21 protein-coding genes are annotated in these 23608 nt (G+C 70.3%); 17 read left to right on the top strand and 4 right to left on the bottom strand.

Annotation, left to right across the window (positions count from 1 at the left end; translation table 11 throughout):
• Window positions 1-63 precede the first annotated feature (63 nt).
• The 4 genes from ACR9E9_RS01585 (at window position 64) to ACR9E9_RS01570 (ending at window position 3815) form a co-directional block, all read left to right on the top strand.
• Entirely contained in the window at window positions 64-1038 is a 975-nt protein-coding gene (locus tag ACR9E9_RS01585) for a siderophore ABC transporter substrate-binding protein (protein ID WP_435201009.1), read from the top strand.
• Window positions 1039-1109: 71 nt separating this feature from the next.
• Window positions 1110-2015 (top strand): ABC transporter permease, encoded by a 906-nt coding sequence (locus ACR9E9_RS01580; RefSeq protein ID WP_435201007.1) that lies wholly within the window; start codon window positions 1110-1112, stop codon window positions 2013-2015.
• Window positions 2008-3063, top strand: a complete 1056-nt coding sequence (locus ACR9E9_RS01575; RefSeq protein ID WP_435201005.1) for an iron chelate uptake ABC transporter family permease subunit — start codon at window positions 2008-2010, stop codon at window positions 3061-3063. The genes ACR9E9_RS01580 and ACR9E9_RS01575 overlap by 8 nt, the downstream gene beginning before the upstream one ends.
• Window positions 3060-3815 carry an iron ABC transporter ATP-binding protein gene (locus tag ACR9E9_RS01570; RefSeq protein WP_435201003.1) on the top strand — a complete coding sequence of 252 codons (756 nt, stop codon included), beginning with the start codon at window positions 3060-3062 and terminating at the stop codon, window positions 3813-3815. Before ACR9E9_RS01575 ends, ACR9E9_RS01570 begins: the two co-directional genes overlap by 4 nt.
• A 27-nt stretch (window positions 3816-3842) precedes the next feature.
• On the opposite strand, the gene ACR9E9_RS01565 is transcribed toward ACR9E9_RS01570, so the two are convergent.
• Window positions 3843-5021, bottom strand: a complete 1179-nt coding sequence (locus ACR9E9_RS01565) for a sterol desaturase family protein (RefSeq protein ID WP_435201001.1) — start codon at window positions 5019-5021, stop codon at window positions 3843-3845.
• Window positions 5022-5135: 114 nt separating this feature from the next.
• Between ACR9E9_RS01565 and ACR9E9_RS01560 the strand changes: the two genes are divergently transcribed.
• The 3 genes from ACR9E9_RS01560 to fumC all read left to right on the top strand — a co-directional run bounded on the left by ACR9E9_RS01560 (window position 5136) and on the right by fumC (window position 7855).
• Complete coding sequence (locus ACR9E9_RS01560; RefSeq protein ID WP_435200999.1) at window positions 5136-5735, top strand: TetR/AcrR family transcriptional regulator; 600 nt, start codon at window positions 5136-5138, stop codon at window positions 5733-5735.
• 38 nt (window positions 5736-5773) lie between these two features.
• Window positions 5774-6349: a TIGR00730 family Rossman fold protein gene (locus tag ACR9E9_RS01555; protein ID WP_435200997.1), complete on the top strand. Its 576-nt coding sequence runs from the start codon at window positions 5774-5776 to the stop codon at window positions 6347-6349.
• A gap of 102 nt (window positions 6350-6451) precedes the next feature.
• Window positions 6452-7855, top strand: a complete 1404-nt coding sequence (gene fumC, locus ACR9E9_RS01550; RefSeq protein ID WP_435200995.1) for a class II fumarate hydratase — start codon at window positions 6452-6454, stop codon at window positions 7853-7855.
• 59 nt (window positions 7856-7914) lie between these two features.
• Here fumC and ACR9E9_RS01545 read toward each other — a convergent pair whose 3' ends face one another.
• Entirely contained in the window at window positions 7915-8343 is a 429-nt protein-coding gene (locus ACR9E9_RS01545; protein ID WP_435200993.1) for a tetratricopeptide repeat protein, read from the bottom strand.
• Window positions 8344-8435: 92 nt separating this feature from the next.
• On the opposite strand from ACR9E9_RS01545, the gene ACR9E9_RS01540 reads away from it, so the two are divergent.
• From ACR9E9_RS01540 to ACR9E9_RS01510, 7 genes are all read left to right on the top strand, one after another.
• On the top strand, window positions 8436-9935 hold the full coding sequence (locus ACR9E9_RS01540; RefSeq protein ID WP_435200991.1) for an amidohydrolase: 1500 nt from the start codon (window positions 8436-8438) through the stop codon (window positions 9933-9935).
• Window positions 9936-9979: 44 nt separating this feature from the next.
• Window positions 9980-11857, top strand: coding sequence for a DUF294 nucleotidyltransferase-like domain-containing protein (locus ACR9E9_RS01535; protein WP_435200989.1), 1878 nt, complete (start codon window positions 9980-9982; stop codon window positions 11855-11857).
• Window positions 11857-12558, top strand: coding sequence for an exonuclease domain-containing protein (locus tag ACR9E9_RS01530; protein ID WP_435200987.1), 702 nt, complete (start codon window positions 11857-11859; stop codon window positions 12556-12558). The genes ACR9E9_RS01535 and ACR9E9_RS01530 overlap by 1 nt, the downstream gene beginning before the upstream one ends.
• 142 nt (window positions 12559-12700) lie before the next feature.
• On the top strand, window positions 12701-13267 hold the full coding sequence (gene ahpC / locus ACR9E9_RS01525) for an alkyl hydroperoxide reductase subunit C (protein WP_435200985.1): 567 nt from the start codon (window positions 12701-12703) through the stop codon (window positions 13265-13267).
• A 112-nt stretch (window positions 13268-13379) separates the two neighbouring features.
• Window positions 13380-15056 carry an alkyl hydroperoxide reductase subunit F gene (gene ahpF / locus ACR9E9_RS01520; RefSeq protein WP_435200983.1) on the top strand — a complete coding sequence of 559 codons (1677 nt, stop codon included), beginning with the start codon at window positions 13380-13382 and terminating at the stop codon, window positions 15054-15056.
• A gap of 43 nt (window positions 15057-15099) precedes the next feature.
• Entirely contained in the window at window positions 15100-15528 is a 429-nt protein-coding gene (locus tag ACR9E9_RS01515) for a cupin domain-containing protein (RefSeq protein ID WP_435200981.1), read from the top strand.
• Between the two features lie 43 nt (window positions 15529-15571).
• Window positions 15572-16390 carry an alpha/beta fold hydrolase gene (locus tag ACR9E9_RS01510; protein WP_435200979.1) on the top strand — a complete coding sequence of 273 codons (819 nt, stop codon included), beginning with the start codon at window positions 15572-15574 and terminating at the stop codon, window positions 16388-16390.
• Between the two features lie 39 nt (window positions 16391-16429).
• On the opposite strand, the gene ACR9E9_RS01505 is transcribed toward ACR9E9_RS01510, so the two are convergent.
• Both ACR9E9_RS01505 and ACR9E9_RS01500 read right to left on the bottom strand, forming a co-directional pair.
• On the bottom strand, window positions 16430-18412 hold the full coding sequence (locus ACR9E9_RS01505) for a hypothetical protein (protein ID WP_435200977.1): 1983 nt from the start codon (window positions 18410-18412) through the stop codon (window positions 16430-16432).
• Between the two features lie 16 nt (window positions 18413-18428).
• On the bottom strand, window positions 18429-19733 hold the full coding sequence (locus ACR9E9_RS01500; protein WP_435200975.1) for an ATP-grasp domain-containing protein: 1305 nt from the start codon (window positions 19731-19733) through the stop codon (window positions 18429-18431).
• A gap of 219 nt (window positions 19734-19952) precedes the next feature.
• Here ACR9E9_RS01500 and ACR9E9_RS01495 point away from each other — a divergent pair, with 219 nt between their 5' ends.
• The 3 genes from ACR9E9_RS01495 to ACR9E9_RS01485 all read left to right on the top strand — a co-directional run bounded on the left by ACR9E9_RS01495 (window position 19953) and on the right by ACR9E9_RS01485 (window position 23579).
• Complete coding sequence (locus tag ACR9E9_RS01495; RefSeq protein WP_435200973.1) at window positions 19953-21551, top strand: flavin-containing monooxygenase; 1599 nt, start codon at window positions 19953-19955, stop codon at window positions 21549-21551.
• Window positions 21548-22399 (top strand): SDR family NAD(P)-dependent oxidoreductase, encoded by an 852-nt coding sequence (locus ACR9E9_RS01490; RefSeq protein WP_435200971.1) that lies wholly within the window; start codon window positions 21548-21550, stop codon window positions 22397-22399. Before ACR9E9_RS01495 ends, ACR9E9_RS01490 begins: the two co-directional genes overlap by 4 nt.
• Window positions 22400-22577: 178 nt before the next feature.
• Window positions 22578-23579, top strand: a complete 1002-nt coding sequence (locus ACR9E9_RS01485; protein WP_435200969.1) for an NAD(P)H-dependent flavin oxidoreductase — start codon at window positions 22578-22580, stop codon at window positions 23577-23579.
• Window positions 23580-23608: the final 29 nt, after the last annotated feature.

Below are 23608 nucleotides of genomic sequence, written 5' to 3'. Positions count from 1 at the left end.
ACCTTACCGATATTCGTGGCGCGGCAGCAGGCCCGGCACGGCTCTGGTGAAAGGACCATGGTGATGAAGCGCATGCGCTCGCTCGCCCTCGTCGGCAGCATCGCTCTCGCACTCAGCGCGTGCGGAGGTGCCGCCGACAGCGACACCCGAGGTGGCTCGGGGGAGACCGTCGAGGTCGAGGACAACAACGGCACGCATCAGGTTGCGACACCGCCGACGTCCGTCGTCGCGACGGACAACCGCACCTTCGAGACGCTCTCCGACTGGGACGTCGAGCTCGCGGCCGGTGCCGTCGGACTGATGCCGGACACGATCGACTACGTCGACGACGAGGACATCGTCGACCTCGGCACCCATCGCGAGCCGGACCTGGAGTCGGTCGTCGCGGTCGAGCCGGACCTGATCATCAACGGTCAGCGGTTCACGGACTTCGAGGACACGTTCGCGGAGCTGGCCCCGACCGCCTCGATCCTCAACCTCGACCCGCGTGAGGGCAAGCCCCTCGACGAGGAGCTGAAGCGCCAGACCGAAGTCCTCGGTGAGGTCTTCGACAAGGGGGAGGAGGCCACCCGGCTCGGGGAGGACCTCGACGCCTCGGTCGAGCGGGTCAAGCAGGCCTACCAGCCCGGTGACACCGTCATGGCCATCAACACCTCCGGTGGCGAGATCGGCTACATCGCCCCGACGGTCGGCCGCACCCTCGGCCCGGCCTTCGACCTCTTCGATCTCGAGCCGGCACTGGAGGTCGAGGGCGCCAGCGACGACCACCAGGGCGACGAGGTCTCCGTCGAGGCGATCGCCACGTCCGACCCGGACTGGATCCTCGTCATGGACCGTGACGCCGCCGTCGGTGCCGACGAGGAGGGCTACACCCCCGCCAAGGCTCTCCTGGAGAACTCGGAGGCGCTCACGGAGGTCACCGCGGTGACGGAGGGCCAGATCGTCTTCATGCCCGAGGACACCTACATCAACGAGGGCATCCAGACCTACACCGAGTTCTTCACCACCTTCGCCGACGCCCTCGAGGGTGCGCGCTGACCACCACGGCACAGCGGGCCGCCTCCAAGGGCCGGCTCCTCGACGCGAAGCTCGCCCTCGGCCTCCTGGCCGTGGGCGGGCTCCTCGTCGTCTCCCTCTTCACCGGCGTCTACGACGTCGTCGGCGGCGAGCGCGGCGGCGAGATGTTCGCCATCACCCGCATCCCGAGGACCCTCGCCCTCGTCCTCGCCGGCGCAGCCATGGCCATGTCCGGGCTCGTGATGCAGCTGCTCACCCAGAACCGCTTCGTCGAGCCCACGACCACCGGCACCACCGAGTGGGCCGGTCTCGGTCTGCTGGCGGTGATGATCCTCGTCCCCGGTGCCAGCCTCATGGAGCGGATGGTCGGGGCGATCATCGCGGCCTTCATCGGCACGATGGTCTTCTTCCTCTTCCTCCGCCGGGTGACCCTGCGCAGCTCGCTCATCGTCCCGATCATCGGCATCATGCTCGGGGCCGTCGTCGGCTCGGTCTCCACCTTCATCGCGCTGCAGACGGACATGCTGCAGAACCTCGGGATCTGGTTCGCGGGCAGCTTCACCTCCGTCCTGCGTGGCCAGTACGAGGTCCTGTGGATCGTGGCCCTCGTCGGGGTCGCGATCTTCGTCGTCGCCGACCGGTTGACGGTGGCCGGGCTCGGCGAGGAGATCTCGACGAATGTCGGGCTCAACTACAACCAGATCATCCTCGTCGGCACCGGGCTCATCGCCATCGCCACCGGCGTCGTCACCGTGGTCGTGGGCAACCTGCCCTTCGTCGGACTCATCGTGCCGAACATCGTCTCGATGTTCCGTGGGGACGACCTGCGCAGCAACCTCCCGTGGGTCTGCCTCCTCGGCATCGCCATCGTCACGGTCTGCGACCTCATCGGGCGCACGATCATCGCCCCCTTCGAGATCCCGGTGTCGCTGATCCTCGGTGTCGTCGGCGCGATGGTCTTCATCGCCCTCCTGCTGCAGCAGCGCCGCCGTGGCTGAGGCGCCCGCCCGCACGCGGCTCACCCCATCGATCGAGTCCACGCCGCAGCGGGACTCGGGTCCGCTCCCGACCGCCCGGTCCCGGTGGCGCTACCGGATCACCGTGTCGGTCCTGCTGGTGCTGGCCCTGGGATTCGCCGTCGGCCACGTCGCCTGGGACAACCCGATGCCGTTCGGGACGCCCGAGTTCTGGATCATCGCGCGGTTGAGGGCGACCACCGTCCTCGTGATGCTCATCGTCGCGGCCTGTCAGGCGCTCGCCACGGTGAGCTTCCAGACGGTGACGAGCAACCGCATCATCACGCCGTCGATCATGGGCTTCGAGGCGCTCTTCGTCGCGGTCCAGACCGCCGCCGTGTACTTCTTCGGCGTCGCCGGCCTGACGATGCTCACGGGACTGCCCCAGTTCGTCCTGCAGGTCGCCGTCATGGTCGGACTGTCCCTGGCCCTCTACGGCTGGTTGCTCTCCGGGCGCTACGGCAACGTGCAGATCATGCTGCTCATCGGCATCGTCATCGGGGGTGGCCTCGCCTCGATCTCCTCCTTCATGCGGCGCATGCTCACCCCGAGCGAGTTCGACGTGCTCACCGCGCGGATGTTCGGCTCGATGTCCAGTGCCGACCCGGCCTACTTCCCCGTCGCCATCCCCCTGTGCCTCTTGGCCGGGGCCCTGCTGCTCTGGCGTTCCAGGCGGCTCGACGTCGTCGCGCTCGGGCGGGACGCCTCGATCAACCTCGGGCTGAACCACCGCCGCGAGATGATGCAGACGCTCTTCCTCGTGTCGATCCTCATGGCCGTCTCGACGGCGCTCGTGGGCCCGATGACCTTCCTCGGCTTCCTCGTGGCCACCTTGGCCTACCAGTTCGCCGAGACCCACGACCACCGACGCGTCTTCCCCGTCGCCGTGCTCATCGGCTTCGTCGTGCTCTCCGGCGCCTACTTCACGATGAAGAACGTGTTCTACGCCCAGGGCGTCGTCTCGATCATCATCGAGCTGGTCGGTGGGTCGGTCTTCCTCGTCGTCATCCTGAGAAAGGGTCGCCTGTGATCACCCTGACCAATGTCCGCAAGACCTATGGCAGCGAGGTCACCATCGGGCCGGTCGACCTGACGATCCCCGCTGGGGGCGTCACCGCCCTCGTCGGTCCGAACGGTGCCGGCAAGTCGACCCTGCTGACGATGGTCGGTCGGCTGCTCGATCTCGACGAGGGCGTGATCGAGGTGGCGGGGTTCGACGTCTCGAGCACGAGGTCGAAGGACCTCGCGAAGGTCGTGTCGATCCTGCGGCAGGAGAACCACTTCATCACCCGGCTCACGGTGCGCCAGCTCGTGGGTTTCGGTCGCTTCCCCCATTCGCAGGGACGGCTGACGGTCGAGGACGAGGAGGTCATCTCCCGTTCGATCGACTTCCTCGACCTCACCGACCTCGAGGGGCGCTACCTCGACCAGCTCTCCGGTGGTCAGCGCCAGCGCGCCTACGTCGCCATGGTGCTCACCCAGGACACCGACTACCTGCTCCTCGACGAGCCGCTGAACAACCTCGACATGCAGCACTCGGTGCACATGATGCAGCACCTCAGGCGCGCCGCCGCGGAGCTCGGCAAGACGATCATCGTCGTGCTCCACGACATCAACTTCGCCGGGCACTACTCCGACCGGATCTGCGCGGTGAAGGAGGGGCGGGTCGTGGAGTTCGGCACCCCTGGCGAGATCATGACCGATGACGTCCTCACCCGGGTCTTCAACACCCCCGTCCAGGTCATCGACGGCCCCAACGGGCCACTCGCCGTCTACTACTAGGGCGAAGGGGGGCGCTCCCTTCGCCCGTCAGCCGGCGACCGGTTGCGAGACGGGTGCGATCGCGGTCGGTTCGCCGGTGACCGGGGCGAGCTGCTCGCGTCGCTCGTAGGCCCAGCCGGGGCCGCGCAGGAGGAAGGCAAAGCGGTCCGTCCACGTCGGCGCCGTGGCGATGTCCGTGGCGATGTCCTGCCACTCGTGGGTGGCGATGGTCGCGAGGTTGTAGGAGTCGATGTTGCGGGTCAGGCCGTAGCGCACCGGCTCCACCTCGGGCTCGAAGGTCCCGAAGAGCTTGTCCCAGAGGATGAGGATCGAGCCGTGGTTGATGTCGAGGTACTGCCGCTGGCTGCCGTGGTGGGCGCGGTGGTGGCTCGGGGTGTTGAGCACCTTCTCCAGCCAACCGATCGAGCGGACCGCCTCGGTGTGGATCCAGAACTGGTAGATGAGGTTGATCGCCCGGGCGTCCTCGATGTACTTCGGCGGAACGCCCACCAGTGCGAGCAGGCCGTAGGGGACGGTCATGATGAAGCTCTCGGCGACCGGCTGGCGCAGGGCCGTCGACAGGTTGTAGCGCTCGCTGCTGTGGTGGACGACGTGCACGGCCCACAGCCAGCGCGACTCGTGGGACAGGCGATGGTTCCAGTAGTAGATGGCGTCCCAGCCGGCGATCGCGAGCAGGTAGGTGGCCGCCCCGCGGCGCATCCCGAAGGGGGAGAGCCGGGCCAGCCTCGTCGCGGAGGTCTGCGTCGCCCACACCGAGGCGGCGGCAGTGGCGGTCGATGCCACGGCGGCGACGGCGGACCCCGAGGTGAGCAGTCCCAGGGCGTCGAGGCGCGAGCGCACGGTGATGGCGGGCTCGGCGTCGGACGGCAGCGTCCCGGCGGGTGGTAGCTCGCCCCCGTTTCCCCGGCGCTGGCGCAGGACGTCGCCGACCGTGGTGACGACGCCGGCAGCCGCACCGGCGACGAGCAGGGCGGTGCCGAGCGGGCCCCGGCCGGGTCGCAGCCGGCGCATCAGCGGACCGGTGATGAAGGGCGCCGCGAGGCTGCCCACGCCCATGGTGAGGCTGGCGATCGTGTCGTTGAGCTCGTAGTCGCCCGCGCGCTCCCCGCCCGGCGTGGCGGGGTGCCTGCGTTGCCACCAGAGCTCGGCACCCATCGCGCCGACGAAGGCGGGGATGGCCAGCACGGTCAGGTCGGGACGCTCCACCAGGGCTCCTTTGCTCCGAAACTGCGCGGCAGCACACTGTGGGCACAGCGACGGCCGGAGGATGTAATTGACTGTACAGTCAATTACTAAGGGGTCACAAGAGTGGAGGCGACGATGGGCGAGGTCGGGACGAAGGGCGTGGCCCGGGCCGAGCGGCGACAGCAGCTCGTCGACGAGGCGGTCGAGGAGTTCGGCCGCCGCGGCTACGCCCGCGCCTCCCTCGCCGACATCGCCCGGCGGGCGGGGGTCTCCAAGGCGATGATCCACCACGTCTTCACGTCGAAGGAGGGCCTCGGCGCAGCCTGCCTCGAGGAGGTCGGCCCCGGGTTGGTCGCCGCGATCGCCGCGGCCCAGACGGCCGACGACCCCGGGCAGCGCGCGCAGGACACGATCACCGCGATCTTCGCCGCGATGGCCGAGCACCGGCACGCCTGGGCCGTGATCCACGACGACACCCTGCCGCCGGGGAGCGCCGCGCTGGGCCTGGCGGCGGGATTCCGGTCGCAGCTGCACGCGATGGGCACCATCGGCACCCGCGAGGTCCTCTCGGCAGCAGGGGTCGACGACCCGGTCGACCACGACCTGCTCGACCGGCTGTGGGAGGCGATCGTCGCGGCCGCCGTGCAGTGGTGGCAGGAGCACGACGAGATGAGTGCCGCCGACATGGCGGAGCGCTTCACCCGACTCCTCGCGGTGATCACGGCTCGACGGTGACGCTCGGGTCCAGGGCCGGTGGGCCTATCGTTCCGGGGATGATCCGACGACTGACGTGCTTCACCGGCTCCACCCCCGGCCACGACCCGAAGTGGGTGGACCTGGCCCGAGAGGTCGGCGCCGACCTCGCCCGCCGCGACATCGGCGTGGTCTACGGCGCGGGTGGAGGGGGCCTCATGGGTGCGCTCGCCCAGGGTGCCCTCGACGAAGGGGGTGAGGTCATCGGCGTCATCCCCGAGTTCATGATCGAGCGGGAGTGGGGTCGCGCCGACCTCACCGAGGTGCACGTCGTGCAGACGATGCACGAGCGCAAGGCGCTCATGGCGGACCTGACCAGCGCCTTCCTCGCGCTGCCGGGGGGCATGGGCACGCTCGAGGAGATCTTCGAGGTCTGGACCTGGCGGCAGATCGGGCTTCTGGACAAGCCGGTCGGGTTCCTCGACGCAGAGGGCTTCTGGGCGCCTCTGCTGGAAGCCCTCCGCGGTATCGCCGACGCCGGCTTCATGTCCGGGGCCAGCCTGGCGGATGTGGTCGTGGAGGCGGACCTGGGCTCGGCTCTGGTCGAGCTCGAGGCCCGGACGCCGGGTACGCGGATGCTCACCGGCCGGACCTGACGGCGTTGTGCGCGCCCGTGTCCCGCTATTTCAGGTGACAGGTGCGGACAACGCCGTAGGGCTCGCTCAGGATGTCCGGGGCGGCCGAGTAGCGTTGCGGCCATGACTGAGATGCGCCGGGAAAAGGACAGCATGGGCACCATCGAGGTGCCCGCGGACAAGTACTGGGGCGCGCAGACGCAGCGCAGCCTGGGCAACTTCGACATCGGCCGTGACACCTTCGTCTGGGGTCGCTCGATGATCCGGGCCCTCGGGGTGCTGAAGAAGTCCGCGGCCCGTGCCAATGCCGAGCTCGGCGAGCTGCCGCAGGACGTCGCCGACCTCATCTCCCGAGCGGCCGACGAGGTCATCGCCGGGGAGCTCGACGCGCACTTCCCGCTCGTGGTCTTCCAGACCGGCTCGGGCACGCAGTCCAACATGAACTCCAACGAGGTCATCTCCAACCGCGGCATCGAGATCGCCGGCGGGGAGCAGGGCTCCAAGGCGCCGGTCCACCCGAATGACCACGTCAACCGCGGCCAGTCGAGCAATGACACCTTCCCGACCGCGATGCACATCGCGATCGTCATCGACCTCGCCGAGCGCCTCTACCCCTCCGTCACCCAGCTGCGTGAGACCCTCGCCGGCAAGGCAAGGGAGTACGCCGACGTCGTCATGGTCGGTCGCACCCACCTGCAGGACGCCACCCCGGTCACCCTCGGCCAGGTCATCGACGGGTGGGTCGCCCAGATCGACTTCGCGCTCGGCGCGGTCGAGCACGCCGACGAGCGCGCCCGCGAGCTGGCCATCGGTGGCACCGCGGTCGGTACCGGTCTGAACGCCCACCCCCAGTTCGGCACGCTCACCGCCGCGAAGATCAGCGAGGAGTCCGGCCACGACTTCGTCCAGGCCCCGAACCTCTTCGCCGCCCTCTCGGCGCACGACGCGCTCGTCGAGGTGTCCGGCTCCCTTCGCACCCTCGCCGGCGCGCTGATGAAGATCGCCAACGACGTGCGCTGGTACGCCTCCGGGCCCCGCAACGGCATCGGCGAGCTCGCGATCCCGGAGAACGAGCCGGGCTCCTCGATCATGCCGGGGAAGGTCAACCCGACCCAGGCCGAGGCGATGACGATGGTCGCCACGCGCGTCTTCGGCAACGACGCCACGGTGGGTTTCGCCGGCAGCCAGGGCAACTTCCAGCTCAACGTCTACAAGCCGGTCATGGCGCACGCCGTGCTCGAGTCGATCCGCCTGATCGCCGACTCGTGCGTCTCCTTCGACACCAACTGCGCCGTCGGCATCGAGCCGGTGACCGAGGTCATCGAGGGCAACCTCGAGCGCAACCTCATGGTCGTCACCGCGCTCAACCGGCACATCGGCTACGACAAGTCCGCCGCCATCGCCAAGAAGGCGCACAAGGAGGGCACGAGCCTGCGGGAGGCCGCCGTCGCCTCGGGGGACATCTCCGGCGAGGACTTCGACGCCTGGGTTGTCCCGTCGGACATGACGCACCCGAGCGCCGGCTGACCGACGACCACGCGAAGGGGCCCGTCCGACAACACGTCGGACGGGCCCCTTCGCGTGGGTCAGCGCTCGTCGTGCACGTCGGCGATCGGTGGTGAACCGGTGGCGTACCCACCGAGCAGCTCCGCGAGGCGAAGGGGGCCGCGCGCCTCATCGGCGCGTCCGGCCCGCTGCAGGGTGCGTCCCAGGAGCAGGTGGGCGTAGGAGTCGTCCGGTGCCTCTGCGAGGACTTCCCGGGCGGCTGCCTCTGCCCGGGAGAGCTGCGCGGAGTGGAAGTAGGCGCGGGCGAGGAGCAGGTGCGCCTCCGCGGTGCCGTGACCGACGGGGTCCACCGGGGAGGCGTGGGACTCCTGCTGCGCGGCGCGAGCGGCCGTCAGGTCGGTGAAGAGCTCCTCGAGCTCGTGGGCGGCGTCGGTGTACCGGGCGTCGTCGAAGGCGTGCTTCGCGCGCTCGTACCGCTCGAATCCGTAGACCTCGGTGCGCTGTGTCATGTCCGGGTAACGCGCACGGTGCCCGGGCTCTTCCCGGCGAGCCGCGCCCGCCGATCCGGGTGCGGGCCGGAGGTCGTCGTACAGTTTCGATCATGCCCTCCCAGGTCTCGCACGTCCTCCTCACGGGCGTTCGTCTCCGTCCCGACGCCGAGCCCGTCGATGTCCGGATCCGGCGTGGGTCGATCGTCGAGATCGGTCCCTGGCTGACCCGGTTCGACGCGGTGGTCCACGAAGGTGGTGGCGCCTTCGCGATCCCCGGTCTCTGGGACGCCCACGTGCACTTCGGCCAGTGGGCGGCGATGACTCGACGGGTCGACGTGTCCGAGACCTCCGGACCGGAGGAGGTCACGGCACGCATGGCCCGGCACCTGGCGGTGCACCCGTCGGAGCCCGGCGTGGTGATCCAGGGCTTCGGCTGGCGGGTCGCCGGCTGGGATCGGCTCCCCACGACCGCCGAGCTCGACGAGGTCGTCGGTGACCGGCCGGTCATCCTCATCTCGGGCGACTGCCATGCCGGGTGGCTGAGCAGCGCCGCCTATCGGTTGCTCGGCCTGCCCGTCCGTCCCGGTCACCTCGACGAGGACGACTGGTTCCCGATCTACTCCCACCTCGCCGATCTGCCCGAGGACCCGGCGGCCGTGCGCGCCAGCCTCGAGGGGGCGATGCGTGATGCCGCGGCGAAGGGCGTCGTCGGCGTCGTCGACATGGAGTTCGAGACCGGCCGCACCGCCTGGCCGGAGCGCACCGCCGCCGGTCTCGACCTGCTGCGCGTGCGTCCGTGCACCTACCCGGAGGGTCTCGACGACGCGATCGCGGCCGGTGTCCACACCGGTGACGTCCTCGACGAGGCCGGGCTCGTGACGATGGGACCGCTCAAGGTCATCACCGACGGCTCGCTCAACACCCGCACGGCGTGGTGCTGCGAGCCCTTCGTCCTCGACGACGACCTGGCTGACCCGCGCGGGAAGCAGAACGTCGACGAGGCCGAGCTGACCGACCTGCTGCTCCGGGCCCGCTCCCACGGGCTGACCGGCGCGGTGCACGCCATCGGGGACGCCGCGCTGGTGGCGGCTGTCAGTGCCTTCGCCGCGAGCGGCGCCCGGGGCAGCATCGAGCACGCGCAGCTGATGCGCCGGGAGGTCCTGCCGCGCATGGCCGAGCTGGGTCTGGTCGCGAGCGTGCAGCCCGCCCACCTGCTCGACGACCGGGACTCGACCGAGGCGCTGTGGCCGGACCGGCTCGACCGGTGCTTCGCCCTGCGCTCGTTGACGCAGGCGGGGATCCCCCTTCGTCTGGGATCGGATGCGCCGGTCTCCCCGCTCGACCCGTGGCTGGCGATGTCCGCGGCAGTGCACCGCAGCGCCGATGAGCGGGAACCCTGGGGGCCGGAGCAGGCGCTCACCCCCCGCGAGGCGCTCCTCGCCTCGACCGACGGGATCGCCTCCGTGTCGGTCGGTCAGCCGGGCGACCTCGTGCTCGTCGACGACCACCCCTTTCCCCCGGAGTTGACGGTGACGAGGGAGCAGGCCGGTCGCCTGCGCGAGGTCCGGGTCCTGGCGACCTTCGTCGGGGGCCGCCTGACCCACGGGTGATCGACCCGATGCCCTGAGGCGGCCGCTGCTGCCACCATGAGGGCATGGCCGACACCGAGCTGGCCGAGGTCGCCGACTTCCTCGCCACGCATGCTCCCTTCGACGCCCTGCCCGGACCGGTCCGTCGAGCCCTCCCGGCCCGGATGACGGTCCGCTACCACCGCCGGGGTGCCCACCTCATGGCCGTGGGCGTCGACAGTCACGACCTCGTCATCGTGCGCTCGGGCGCGATCGAGATCCGTGACGCCGACGGAGGACTCGTCGACCGTGGCGCGGAGGGGGCGACGGCGGGCTCGACGACGCTCGTCGGGGGCAACCCCTCGCGCTTCGACGTCCTCGCCATCGAGGACACCCTCGCGCTGCACCTGCCCGGCCAGGTCTTCCACGAGCTGTCCCGGGCCCACCCCGACTTCGCCGACCACTTCGACGCCGAGCGGGCGGATCGCCTGCGGACGGCTGCCTCGTCCGTCGCGACGAACGCTGCGGGGGAGGCGATCCTGCGCACCTCGGCGCGCGAGCTGACCCACCGGGAGCTCGTCACGGTCCCCGACGACGTCACCATCGCCGACGCGGCCCGGGTGATGACCGACGAAGGGGTCTCCAGCCTCCTCGTCCTGCGTGGTGGTCGAGTGGCCGGGATCCTCACCGACCGGGACCTGCGGCGAAGGGTGGTCGCCGTCGGCACCGACCCCGCGGGGCCGGTGACCTCGGTGATGACCGCGGATCCCGTCGTCGTCGCGGCGGACGCCTCCGCGCTCGAGCTGCTGCTGACGATGACCGAGCGCACCATCCACCACCTGCCCGTCGTCGAGGGCGGACGCCCCATCGGGGTCGTGACGACGACCGACCTGATGCGACTGGAGCGGGTGAACATCGTCCACGTCGTCGGCGACGTCGCGAAGCAACGCGACGTCGCCGGGGTGGTCGCCGTGGCCGCCCGTCTGCCCCGGCTCGTCGAGCAGCTCGTCGCCCAGGACGTGAGCGCCGACGACATCACGCGCGCGGTGACCACGGTCGGTGACGCCATCGAGCGCCGGCTGATCGCCCTCGCCGAGGAGGCCCTCGTCGCAGAGGGCCACGGCCGGGCCCCGCGGTACTGCTGGATGGTGCTGGGATCGCGGGCCCGGCACGAGCAGGCACTGGGCGGTGACCAGGACCATGCGGTGATCCTCGCCGACGACGCACCCGAGGGTGCCGAGGACTACATCGCCGCCCTGGCCGAGCGCGTCGTCGCCGGTCTCGAGGCGTGCGGGTACCCCCGCTGCGAGGGTGACGTCATGGCGAGCAACCCGCGCTGGCGGCAACGGCTGACGGGCTGGCGGCGCGAGTTCCGGCAGTGGATCCACGAGCCGGTCGCCGACGCGGTGCTCACCGCGAGCATCTTCTTCGACTCCCGAGCGCTCGTCGGCGACGAGGCGCTGCACTCCCGTCTCGTCGAGGACGTCGCCCGGTGGGCGCCGCAGGGGCGCATGTTCCTCGCGCACCTCGTCAAGCAGGCCGTGGCCAACGAGCCCCCGCTCGGGTTCTTCCGCGGCTTCGTGCTCGCCCGGGCCGGGGAGCACAAGGACACGCTCGACCTCAAGCGGGGCGGCGTGGGGGCCATCGTCGACCTCGCCCGGGCGCATGCCCTCGCCACCGGACTCGTCTCCGTCAACACCCGCTCGCGGCTGCTCGCCGCGGGCCGGGCCGGCGCGCTCGACCCGATGACGGCCGCCAGCCTCGTCGATGCCCTGGAGTTCATCTCGCACGTGCGGCTCGCGCACCAGTCCCGGCAGGCCGCAGCCGGTGCCCACCCGGACTCGAGGGTGCGGCCGAGCGACCTCACCGCCTTCGAGCGGCGCTCCCTGCGGGAGGCCTTCCACGTGGTGCGCGAGGCGCAGCAGGCACTGGCGTACCGCACCCCAGGGCACTACTTCACCTGATGTTCGGTCTGCGCCGGACGCCACAGCGACGCCGCGAGGACGCGGTCGCCGCGGCCCCGCCGGGCCCCCTGCGGGACTACCTGTCCACTCCCTTCCCCGACCCGGGCACGCCCCTGGACGAGGTGCCGCTCCTGGCCCTCGACGTCGAGGCGACCGGCCTCGACGTGGAGGCGGACCGCGTCATCGCGGTGGGTTGGGTGCCCGTCGACGGTCTGGCGATCGACCTCTCCGGCGCACAGCGCCGCATCCTGGCCACCCGGCGGGAGGTGGGCCAGTCGGCGACGGTGCACGGGCTCACCGACGACGCCCTCGCCGCGGGGGACCTCCCGATCGACGTGCTCGCCCAGCTGCTCGAGGCCCTGGCCGGTCGGGTGCTCCTCGCGCACCACGCCAGCATCGAGGTGGGCTTCCTCGCCGCTGCGTGTCGTCGCGTGTACGGGGTCCCCTTCGTCGCGAGCAGCGTGGACACCCTGGCCCTCCACCGGCGGGTGCTCACCGACGGTGTCGGCGCGCAGCCGGACCCCCTGCCGGGTTCCCTGCGGCTGTGGGCCGCCCGTGAGCGGTACGGGTTGCCCCGGTACCGGGCCCACGAGCCGTTGACCGACGCCCTGGCCTGTGCCGAGCTCTACCTCGCCCAGGTGGCGGAGCTCTCCCTTCGTACGCGACGGCCGTTGTCCCTCAAGGCGGTCCAAGGCACGTGAGGGTGGGCACGAAGGGGGCGACCCGGATTTGCGCCGTCCGTCACCTCTGGATATTCTGGATCTATTCCAGAACACGACGTTCTCCAGACGAATGGCGTGGGCGGAACAACCAGAACCCGAGAGATGCACAGGAGAACACCGCATGTCGCTCATCAACACCCAGATCCAGCCCTTCCAGACCACCGGGTACCTCAACGGTGAGTTCAAGGACTTCTCCGAGGCGGACATCGCCGGCAAGTGGGCGATCTTCTTCTTCTACCCGGCGGACTTCACCTTCGTCTGCCCGACGGAGCTCGAGGACCTCGCCGCGGAGTACGACAGTGAGCTGAAGGACCTGGGCGTCGAGGTCTTCTCCGTCTCGACCGACACGCACTTCACGCACAAGGCCTGGCACGAGACCTCCGACGCGGTCGGCAAGGTCACCTACCCGATGCTCGGCGACCCGACCGCCACCATCTCGCGCAACTTCGACATCCTCCGCGAGGACGAGGGCCTGGCCAACCGTGGCACCTTCCTCGTCGACCCCGACGGCGTGATCCAGTTCCTCGAGATCACCGCCGAGGGCATCGGCCGCAACGCCAAGGAGCTCGTCCGCAAGGTCAAGGCCGCGCAGTACGTGCGCAACAACCCGGGCGAGGTCTGCCCGGCCAAGTGGGAAGAGGGCGCCGAGACGCTCGCCCCGAGCCTGGACCTCGTCGGCAAGATCTGATCCGTTCTCCTCGTCAGACCTCACGGTCTGCAGCATCTCCGGTGAGGGGCGGCGCCTGCCGCCGCCCCTCACCCCCCGCCCGCCCCCTTCGTCCTCCAGGAGTCGCAGCACCATGGCCCTCGATCCGAACCTCGCCACCCAGCTCACGGCCTACCTCGAGAACCTCCGCGAGCCGATCGAGCTCGTCGCGACCCTCGACGACGGCGCCAAGTCCACCGAGCTCGACGAGCTGCTCGTCGAGATCGAGGGCATGAGCGAGATGATCACCCGTCGCGTCGCCGAGGGTGACGAGCGTGATGAGCGCGTGCCGTCCTTCGCGATCACGCGTGCGGGGGCCGACGAGGTGTCCGTGCGGTTCGCCGGCATCCCGATGGGGCACGAGTTCACCTCCCTCGTCCTCGCTCTCCTGCAGGTCGGCGGCCACCCGAGCAAGGCCTCGCAGGAGGTGCTCGACCAAGTACGAGGGCTCGCAGGTACCCACAGGTTCGAGACCTTCTTCTCCCTCAGCTGCCAGAACTGCCCGGACGTCGTCCAGGCGCTCAACCTCATGAGCGTCCTCAACCCGAACATCCACCACGTCGCCATCGACGGCGCCGTCTTCCCGACCGAGGCCGAGGAGCGCGGGGTCCTCGCCGTGCCCACCGTCTTCCGCAACGGGGAGCTCTTCGGCTCCGGCCGCATGGAGCTGGCCGAGATCGTCGGCACGGTCGACGAGCTCTCCGGCGGCGACTCCGCGGCCCGCGCTGCGGAGGAGCTCGCCACCCGCGAGCCCTACGAGGTCCTCGTCGTCGGCGGTGGTCCCGCTGGTGCCTCCGCCGCGATCTACGCCGCCCGCAAGGGCATCCGCACCGGCCTCGTGGCCGAGCGCTTCGGTGGCCAGGTCCTCGACACCATGGCCATCGAGAACCTCGTCTCCGTGCCGCACACCGAGGGCCCGAAGCTCGCTGCCGACCTCGAGCGCCACGTGGGCGAGTACGAGGTCGACATGGTCCGCAGCCAGGAGGCGGCTGGTCTCTCCGTCGGTGACGGCCTGACCACCATCGACCTGGGCAACGGCGCCACCCTCTCCGGCAAGACCGTCGTGCTCGCCACCGGGGCCCGGTGGCGCACGATGGGCGTTCCCGGCGAGGAGGAGTACCGCAACAAGGGCGTGACCTTCTGCCCCCACTGCGACGGCCCGCTCTTCAAGGGCAAGCGCATCGCCGTCGTCGGTGGAGGCAACTCCGGCGTCGAGGCCGCGATCGATCTTGCCGGCGTCGTCGGCCACGTCACCCTCATCGAGTTCCTCGACGAGATGCGCGCCGACGACGTCCTGCAGCGCAAGCTGCGCTCCCTGCCCAATGTGGACGTCCGGCTGGGCACCCGGACGACCGAGGTCGTCGGTGACGGGAGCAAGGTGACCGGCATCGTCGTCGAGCCGCGTGACGGCGGCGACGGTGAGCAGCTGCAGCTCGAGGGCGTCTTCGTGCAGATCGGCCTGCTGCCCAACACCGAGTGGCTCGGTGACGCAGTGGAGCTGTCCGAGCGCGGCGAAGTCGTCATCGACGGGGTCGGCAGGACCAACCTCCCGGGGGTCTTCGCCGCGGGGGACTGCACCACCGAGCCCTACAAGCAGATCGTCACCGCACTGGGCGCGGGCTCGACCGCTTCGCTGAGCGCCTTCGACCACCTCATCCGCACGAGCGCCCCCACCGAGGAGGCCGCGATGGCGGGGACGAAGGTGGCTGACGGCCCCCTCGAGGCCGGCGACCAGATCGACGTTCCCGACCGCGCCGGTGCCTCCGTCTGAGCTGCGGACCACCGTGACCTCACCCGACCACGAAGGAGATCGCATGAGCGAGCAGATCGACCTGTCCGACCACGGCCCGTCCCCCTATGTCGTCAACATCGAGTCCGCCACGGCGCAGAACTCGAACTACCGCTCCACCCTGTGGACCGGGTCGTTCCTCCAGCTGACGGTGATGGCGATCGCCCCCGGCGACGACATCGGCCTGGAGGTCCACGAGGACCACGACCAGTTCCTGCGCGTCGAGGAGGGGCACGGTCGCGCCCAGATGGGTCCGGCCGAGGACGACCTGTCCTTCGACCGTGAGGTCGGCGACGACGACATCATCATGGTCCCGGCCGGGTCTTGGCACAACGTCACCAACATCGGCGACGTGCCGCTGAAGGTCTACTCCCTCTACGGTCCGCCGGAGCACGTGCACGGCACGGTGCACCCGACGAAGGCCGACCAGGATGCCGACCCGACCGAGCACTGATCTCCCCGGCTGCTCCGGGGTGACCGGGCAGTAACCTGTCGGCATGAAGAGCACCATCGAGTACGAGCGTCACCAGGGCCCGGGCGAATCGGTCGTCCTCATCCACGGCATCGGTCACCGGCGTCAGGCCTGGGGCGAGGTGCCGGCGCTGCTGCGGGCGCACGGCTTCGACGTCTACGTCGTCGACCTGCCGGGGCACGGGGACTCGCCGGCGCCGACGAGACCGGACGGGTACTCGATGCCCAGCACGGCGGAGCAGTTCGAGCGGCTCTTCATCCGGCTCGGCCTCGACCGCCCGCACGTCCTCGGCCACTCGCTCGGGGGGATCATCGCCCTCGAGCTGGCCCACCGTGACCTCGTGCGCAGTGCCACCGTGTACTCCCCGGCCGGTTTCTTCCCGGTCCACCACCTGCCGAACATCGCCGCGAACCTGCTCCTGATGAAGTTCGGCAGCTACGCCCCCGAGTCGCTGCACCGCAGGCTCACCAACCACGCGTGGTTCCGCAGGCTCGCCTTCCACTCCCTCTACACCCACCCCGAGCGGGTCGCGCCGGAGGACGCCGTCGCGGACACCCTCAACCTGCGTCGGGCGAAGGGGTTCTGGCCGCACTTCGTCCGGGCGACCTTCCTGCGCTTCGCGAAGGACGTGCAGGTACCGACGACGATCGCCTGGGGGGACACCGACCGGTTGCTGCTGCCCTCGGAGGCGCAGACGGCGCGCACCCGGCTGCCCGAGGCCGTCCACGTCAGCCTGCCGGACTGCGGTCACTGCCCGCAGATTGACCACCCCGAGCTCGTCGTCGACGTCGCCCTGGCCACCCTCGACCGGGTCGGGGAGAACGACCGGCGCCGCGCCGGTTGACCCCGTGCGGGCGCCTCGAGCAGTCCCGAAGCCGGTGGATCAGCCGGCGATCTCGGGGAGGCGGTCGGTGCCCCACGTGCGCTCGATGGAGTCGACGACGCGCTCGACCTCCGCCGTCGTGACCGAGTCCACCGTGCCGGGTTCGAGCGGGTCGAAGTGGAAGATGTACAACCTCGCGGCGAACTGCTCGAGGGGCAGGGAGGCCTCACCGAAGCGCTCGCCGTTGCCGGCCGTGCTCACGAGCACGCCATCGCCCCAGTCCTGGCCGCTGTCGTTGTTCGGGTTGTAGAAGTAGACCCGCATCGTCTCGGTGGGGTCGAGCGCGACGCGCAACACCGTGATCGCGTGCCAGCCGACGAAGCGGGCGGCGGCGTCCGTGACCGCGACACCTGCCGGTTGCGGGTGGATCAGCGGCTGGTTCCCGTTGTGGAAGGGGTGGTAGCTGGCGTAGAAGTGCCGGATGAAGCCGTCGAGGTCGGTGAGGCGTCCCGTCGCGACGTCCACGTTGATGCGGAAGCCGCGACCGACCCACCAGCCATGGAACTCGGGGTTGATCCACTGGTGCGGGTCGCCCTCGCGGTCGGCGCAGCGGCGACCCATCTCGGCGTAGACGCGGTCCAGGTGCGGCACGACCAGCAACGAGACGGGGTCGAGGTCGACGGGAAGTGTCGTCGCGAGACCGACATCGGCCTCGCGGGAGGAGATCAGCTGCCCCTCGAAGTGCATGACGATCTCGTCGTCGCGAGCGGTCCAGGCGATCGTCTGGAGCAGGTAGTCGGGGTCGTTGTAGGCCCACATGGACAGCGCGCGGGCGGACTGGCAGGTGGGGTTGTCGCCCTGACCGATGCCGAGGGGCAGGCCGAGCATGGACAGGGTCCCGGACAGCAGCCAGACCCGCGGGTCATGGGCCGTGCCGAAGGCCAGCTGCAGCCGTTCGCGCGCCGCCGGCGACAACGGCAGCGCCAGCAGGCGCCACAGCGCGGGCGCCACGGGCGGTTGGAAGAGCACGCCGCGCTCGAGCAGCAGGGTCAGCCCGTAGATGTCCTGCGCCGTCTCCGGGTGCACGGCGGCATCAATGAGCTCGTCGACGAGATCGCGGAAGCACAACAGGCTCTCCCGCCCGGTGCTGGACAGGCCCAGGGCCTCGCTGAGGAGGAAGTCGCCCTTCTTGCACAGGAAACGCAGCAGCACGGCGTGGTACGCCGAGACCAGGCCGGTGTCGTGCATGGACCGGGCGAAGCCCGTGGCCTCGTACTGCAGCGTGCCTTCGTCCATCGACTCGAGGCGGTCACGGTAGACCTCGACGCCCGGGTCCTCCCGACTCGCGTCGGTGGTGCCGAACAGGCTGCTGACCAGCCGGTCGACACCGAAGCCTCCGTGGCCCAGGTCGATGCCCGGGTCCGCGCGCGCCACGGCGATCCGGGTGATCGTCGCCTTGACCTGGTCGACCTGGATCGGACGCTGGCGCAGGATCCGCCAGATCTCCTCGACGACCTGGCCGAGGACCCCGTCGTACCCGAGCTGGTCGACGATGTGGCGCATCGCGGCACGGGTGACCTCGGACATCCGTCCCTGCTGCTCCCGCTCGGCCTCGGAGGGCTTGGAGAAGAGCAGGGTCGTGTTGAGCGCGAGCACCTGCAGGACGTGGTCCCGGGCCTCGGCCCTGGAGATCTGCGGGTGCTCGTACTCCCCGAGGGCGACCGCCACGAGCCGCAGGTTGCTCACGACCTCCATCACCACCGTGTCCGAGTCCGCGCTGCGCAGCGAACCGGGGCTGAGCGCCGGCGTGAGTGCCTGCGGCGTCGCCCAGTCGGTGCCCTCGAAGACACCGGCCGCCTCGATCGCGGTGGTCTGCGCCTGCACCGCTGCCGGCCCACCGGGTTGCAGCAGCACGAGGCGCAGTCCGTCCAGCACCCGGCGCAGCCGCGTGGGCCGCCCCAGGTCGCCGGCCCGCTCGAAGGCCTGGATCGCGTCGGAGAGGCTGGCCAGCCTCTTGTCCAGCACCGCGGCAGTACCGCCCACTGACGCCACCTTCCGGTCAGACGTAGAAATCGAGGTCTTCCTGTCGCTTGAGCAACGAGCGCATCTCGTACGGGTCGTCGCCGAAGAAGTAAAGCAGACCCCAGTGGGTGCCGAACGCGGTGCGCTTCGTCACGGTCTCCTCCAGGGGCGCGGACAGCTCGTGCGACTCGAAGTACTCGTGGTCCTCGGTCTCCTCCGGCATCTCGAGCGTGCTCACGACGCGACGCTTCGGGTAGACGCCGAAGCAGCCGGAGTGCCCGCTCGCGCCCTCGACCTCCTTGGGGAAGAAGCCGACGATCTCCTCCTCGGTGGTGTGCGGGTCGAATGCGAGCACCAGTGCCTGGTACGCGTTGAACCCGTAGCAGCGTTCGAGCAGCTCGAACACCTTGAACCCCGGCGGGCGGTAGGCGACCTCACCGAAGTACATCTCACCGTCGCTGGTGACGAAGTACTCCGGGTGGACGAACCCGAAGTCGATGTCGAAGGTCTTGATCAGCTTCTCCAGCTGCCGGGTGATCTCCGGTCGGTAGCGCTCCAGCTCCGGAGAGGCCGGCACGAAGACGGAGTACCCCAGGGTCACGTACTCGGAGATGTTGAGGAAGCGGATCTTCCCGTCGTGCACCCACGCCTCGACGGCGAACTCCCACCCATCGAGGTGGGACTCCATCAGGACCGGGAACTCCTCCTCGGGGATGGAGTCCACCTCGTCCGGGGTGCGGATGATGCGGTGCCCCAGGCAGCCGGCCTTGTCGAGCGCCTTGAGGTGGATCGGGTCGTTCGGGTCGCCGTCCAGCTTCAACAGCGTCTGGTTGACACGCTTGAGGAAGCGGATGACGTCGTCCTGCTCGTAGGCCTCCTCGAAGATGCCCACCCGGATGCCGCCGAGCTGCGCACGCCGCTTCATCAGGGCCTTGTCACGGAGCAGGAGGGACTGCCCGAAGAGCTTCGGGTTGTCCATGAGCACCGCGTTGATGGCACCGGCCCACTCGACGGTCTCCTCGAAGAGGGGGATCGCGACGTCGACACCGAGCTGCTGCAGCGTCTCGGCGATCTCCATCGACCGGTCGTTGAGCCGTTCGAAGTTCCACGGGACGTAGGGCAGGTGGTGCTCGCGGCAGTAGTCCTGCGCCCAGTCCGGCGCCACGATGACGTAGCGACGATCGAAGCGGTCCACCGCCTCGAGGGCGTTGGGGCTCCAGCCCAGCAGTGCCACGAACCCCTTGTCCGGGTCGCGACGCTCCGGGTGCGGGTCCCGCGCCGTGGTCGTGGCGTCGTCCTCGGGGAGCGGTTCGGTGGTCGTGTTCGCAGTCGAGTCTGGCACTCCTGCTACCTCCTGCTTGGCGTGCGTACCGCGGCATCGCCCGTGGCCTGCCGCGTGGTGGTCGACTTGCCCTCGCAAGCGATGACCACCCTACAGACGCTCCTGATCTCCGCCAGGATCCGCGAGACCGCCCGCACCTGATCGACCGCGTTGCCGCCCCCCCTTCGGCCGCGGTGCCGTAAGTTACTCGTGAGTGAAGTCGTCGTCGAGGAGAGTGCCGTGACCAGCACGCAGACCAGTCCGGAAACCACGGAGCGCGAGCTGCCCGGGCGGGTCGACGTGCTCGTCGTCGGCGCCGGTCTGTCCGGCATCGGCGCCGCCCACCGCATCCAGCGCGCCAATCCGCAGGCCGAGCTGGTGATCGTCGAGGCCCGTGGCGCGACGGGCGGCACCTGGGACCTCTTCCGCTACCCGGGGGTGCGCTCCGACTCGGACATGTTCACCCTGTCCTTCCCCTTCCGACCCTGGCAGGGACGCAGGGCGATCGCCGACGGGGCGGACATCCTCGACTACATCCGGGACACGGCTCGCGAGTCCGGCCTCGAGCGGATCATCCACACGGGGTGCCGGGTCGTGGCCGCGAGCTGGTCGACCGACGAGCAGGAGTGGACCGTCCAGATCGACACCGCGGAGGGGCGCCGGGTGGTCCGGGCCGGGTTCGTCCACCTCGGCAGCGGCTACTACAACTACGAGAAGACGCACGACCCCGCGTTCGTCGGCGTCGAGGACTTCGCCGGAGAGGTCGTCCACCCGCAGTTCTGGCCGGAGGGCCTCGACCACACCGGCAAGCGGGTCGTCGTCATCGGCTCCGGCGCCACGGCCGTCACCGTGGTGCCGGTCGTGGCCAGGACCGCCGCGCACGTGACGATGCTCCAGCGGACGCCGAGCTACGTCTTCGACGTGCCGGGGGTCGACCCCTTCGTCCAGGCGCTGCGTCGCTGGCTCAGCCCCCGGGCGGTCCAGTCCGCCGCCCGGGTGAAGAACCTGGGCATGCAGTACTTCCTCTACGAGCTCTCCCGCGCTCGGCCCAAGGCGGCCAACGCCATCGTCCTGCGCCAGCTGCGGCGCCACCTTCCCCAGGACGTCATCGACGAGCACTTCACCCCTCCCTACAACGTGTGGGACCAGCGCCTGTGCGCCGTGCCGGACGGCGACTTCTACGCCTCCATCCGTCGTGGGCGCGCCGACGTCGTCACCGGGCACATCGATCGCTTCGTCCCCGAGGGGGTGCGCCTGACCGACGGGCGGGTCGTCGAGGCGGACATCGTCGTCACGGCCACCGGCCTGCTGCTCCAGCTCCTCGGCGGGATCGAGCTCACCGTCGACGGCGAGCGGGTCGCGATGGACCGGTCCTTCGCCTACCGCGGCCTCATGCTCTCGGGCGTCCCCAACCTCACGATGACCGTCGGCTACGTCAACGCCTCGTGGACCCTGCGCGCGGACCTCGTGAGCACCTACGTCGGTGACCTCATCGCCCACCTGCGCGACCGCGGCCTCGGGGTGGCCGTCCCCGTCGCGCCGGACGGGATGAGCGCCGGTCCGATCCTCGACCTGACCGCGGGCTACGTCCAGCGCGCCGTCGCCCGCTTCCCCAAGGTCGGGGACCGGGCCCCGTGGACGATGCCGCAGAACTACGTCAAGGACAAGATCGCCTTCTCCCGCGCGGACGTCACCGAGGCGATGCACTTCCTCCCCGTCGGGGCGAAGGGGGCGACCCTGCCCCGTGGTGCGCAGGCGCCGGCGAGCCTCGACCTGCCCGGTTCGTCGAGCAATGCCGACGACTCCGCGGGCGACCTCGTGCTCGAGGACGTGCGATGAAGCGGCCCGGGCTGCTCGTCTCCGGTGGGACCGCGGTCGTCACCGGGGCGGCCGGCGGGATGGGCGAGCACATCGCCAAGGGGCTGGCCCGCCGCGGCGCCGACCTGGTGCTGCTCGACGTCGCGGCCGCCGGTCTGGAGCGTGTCGCGACGGAGATCTCCCGGGCCACCCCGGGCGCGCAGGTGGCCACCTATGTCGCCGACCTGTCGGACCGGGTGGCCGCGGACGAGGCCTTCGCGCGCATCCGCGACGGACACCCGGGGGTGACCATGCTCTTCAACAACGCGGGCGTCGCCGTCGGCGGGCGCTTCACGCAGGTCACCGCGGAGGACTTCGACTGGCTGCTCGAGATCAACCTGCTCGCCCCGATCCGGTTCACCAGGGCCCTGCTGCCGCTCATGCTCGAGAACGGCCAGGGCCAGGTGGTCAACACCTCGAGCCTCTTCGGTCTCGTCGGCCCACCGGGGCAGAGCGCGTACAGCACGAGCAAGTTCGGGCTGCGCGGCTTCAGCGAGTCGTTGCGCAGCGAGCTCGAGGCCGAGCAGCTGCCCGTCGGAGTCACGGTCGTCCACCCCGGTGGGATCAGGACGAACATCGCCGCTCACGCCCGGGTCGCCGCCGGCGTCGACGCGACGGAGGCCGAGCGCAACCGGGCGGCCTTCGACACGATGCTCGTCTTCCCGGCGGACCGGGCGGCGGAGGAGATCATCGAGGCGGCGCTCGCCCGCAAGCCGCGGGTGCTCATCGGCCGGGACGCCAAGGCGCTTGATCTCCTCGCCCGCGTCACGCCCTCGCGGTACTGGTCGCTGATGGGCCGCGCCATGGACCTCGTCGCCCGACGGACGTAGCCCTCCCCTCCCCTTCGCATCTGCCTAGGCAAATGCGCGGACGACCGCATCTGCCTAGGCACGTGCGCCGGCGACCGCATCTGCCTAGGCAAAGGCCGACCCGAGGAGCATCTGCCTAGGCAGATGCGAAAGGGGGGGGTCGGTGGAGACGGGGCGGGGCGCCTGTGAAGATGGGGACATGACCATGCCCCAGCAGCTCCGAGACCGCCTGCGCCTGCCCGTCATCGCCGCGCCGATGTTCCTCGGCTCCGGACTCGACCTCGTCATCGGTGCCTGCCGGGCCGGTGTGGTCGGGACCTTCCCCGCGCTCAACCTGCGCACCACCGAGGAGTTCGACGGCTGGCTCACGCAGATCGAGACCGCGTTGGCGGAACCGGACGCCTCCGGCCGTGCCCCGGCCCCGTACGGCGTGAACTTCGTCGTGCACCGGACGAACAAGCGGATCGAGGCCGACCTCGAGAAGATCGTCGAGCACGAGGTCCCCGTGGTCATCACGAGCCTCGGCGCCGCCAAGGACGTCGTCGACGCGGTCCACTCCTACGGCGGGCTCGTCTTCCACGACGTCGTCAACGCCGCCTTCGCCGCCAAGGCCGCCGCGGCCGGGGTCGACGGACTCATCCTCGTCTCGGCCGGCTCCGGCGGGCACTCCGGCGGGATCAACCCCTTCGCCCTGATCAGCGAGGTGCGTCGCGTCTGGGACGGGCCGCTCATCCTCGGGGGCGCGCTGAGCACGGGCCGCGACGTCCTCGCGGCCCAGGCTGCCGGTGCCGACCTGGCGTACATGGGCACCCGGTTCCTCGCGACCGAGGAGTCGATCGCCTCCGAGGACTACCGCCAGATGCTCGTCCACTCCGGCGCCGAGGAGATCGTCTACACGCCCTCGATCAGCACGATCCCCGCGAACTTCCTGCGGGGCAGCATCATCGGCGCCGGCCTCGACCCGGACAACCTGCCCGTCCCGGAGAAGGTCGATGTCTCCCACGTGACCAACCCGCACACCGAGGAGGAGCCCCGCAGCACCTCCTCGACCACCGCGCCCAAGGCCTGGCGCGACGTGTGGAGCGCGGGACACTCCGTGGCGGGCATCGAGGGGGTCCTCCCGGTGGCGGACCTCGTCGACCAGCTCGAGGCCGAGTACGTCCAGGCGAAGGGGGAGCTGCTCACCGTCCTCGGTGAGTGAGTCCCCTCGACAGCGCGACACCCGGAACA

It is taken from the genome of Janibacter sp. GS2, from assembly GCF_051200835.1.
In the GTDB taxonomy this organism is placed as follows: Bacteria; Actinomycetota; Actinomycetes; order Actinomycetales; family Dermatophilaceae; genus Janibacter.
The sequence above is the reverse complement of the archived record's forward strand: the minus strand, read 5'-3'. Positions and strand labels throughout refer to the sequence as shown.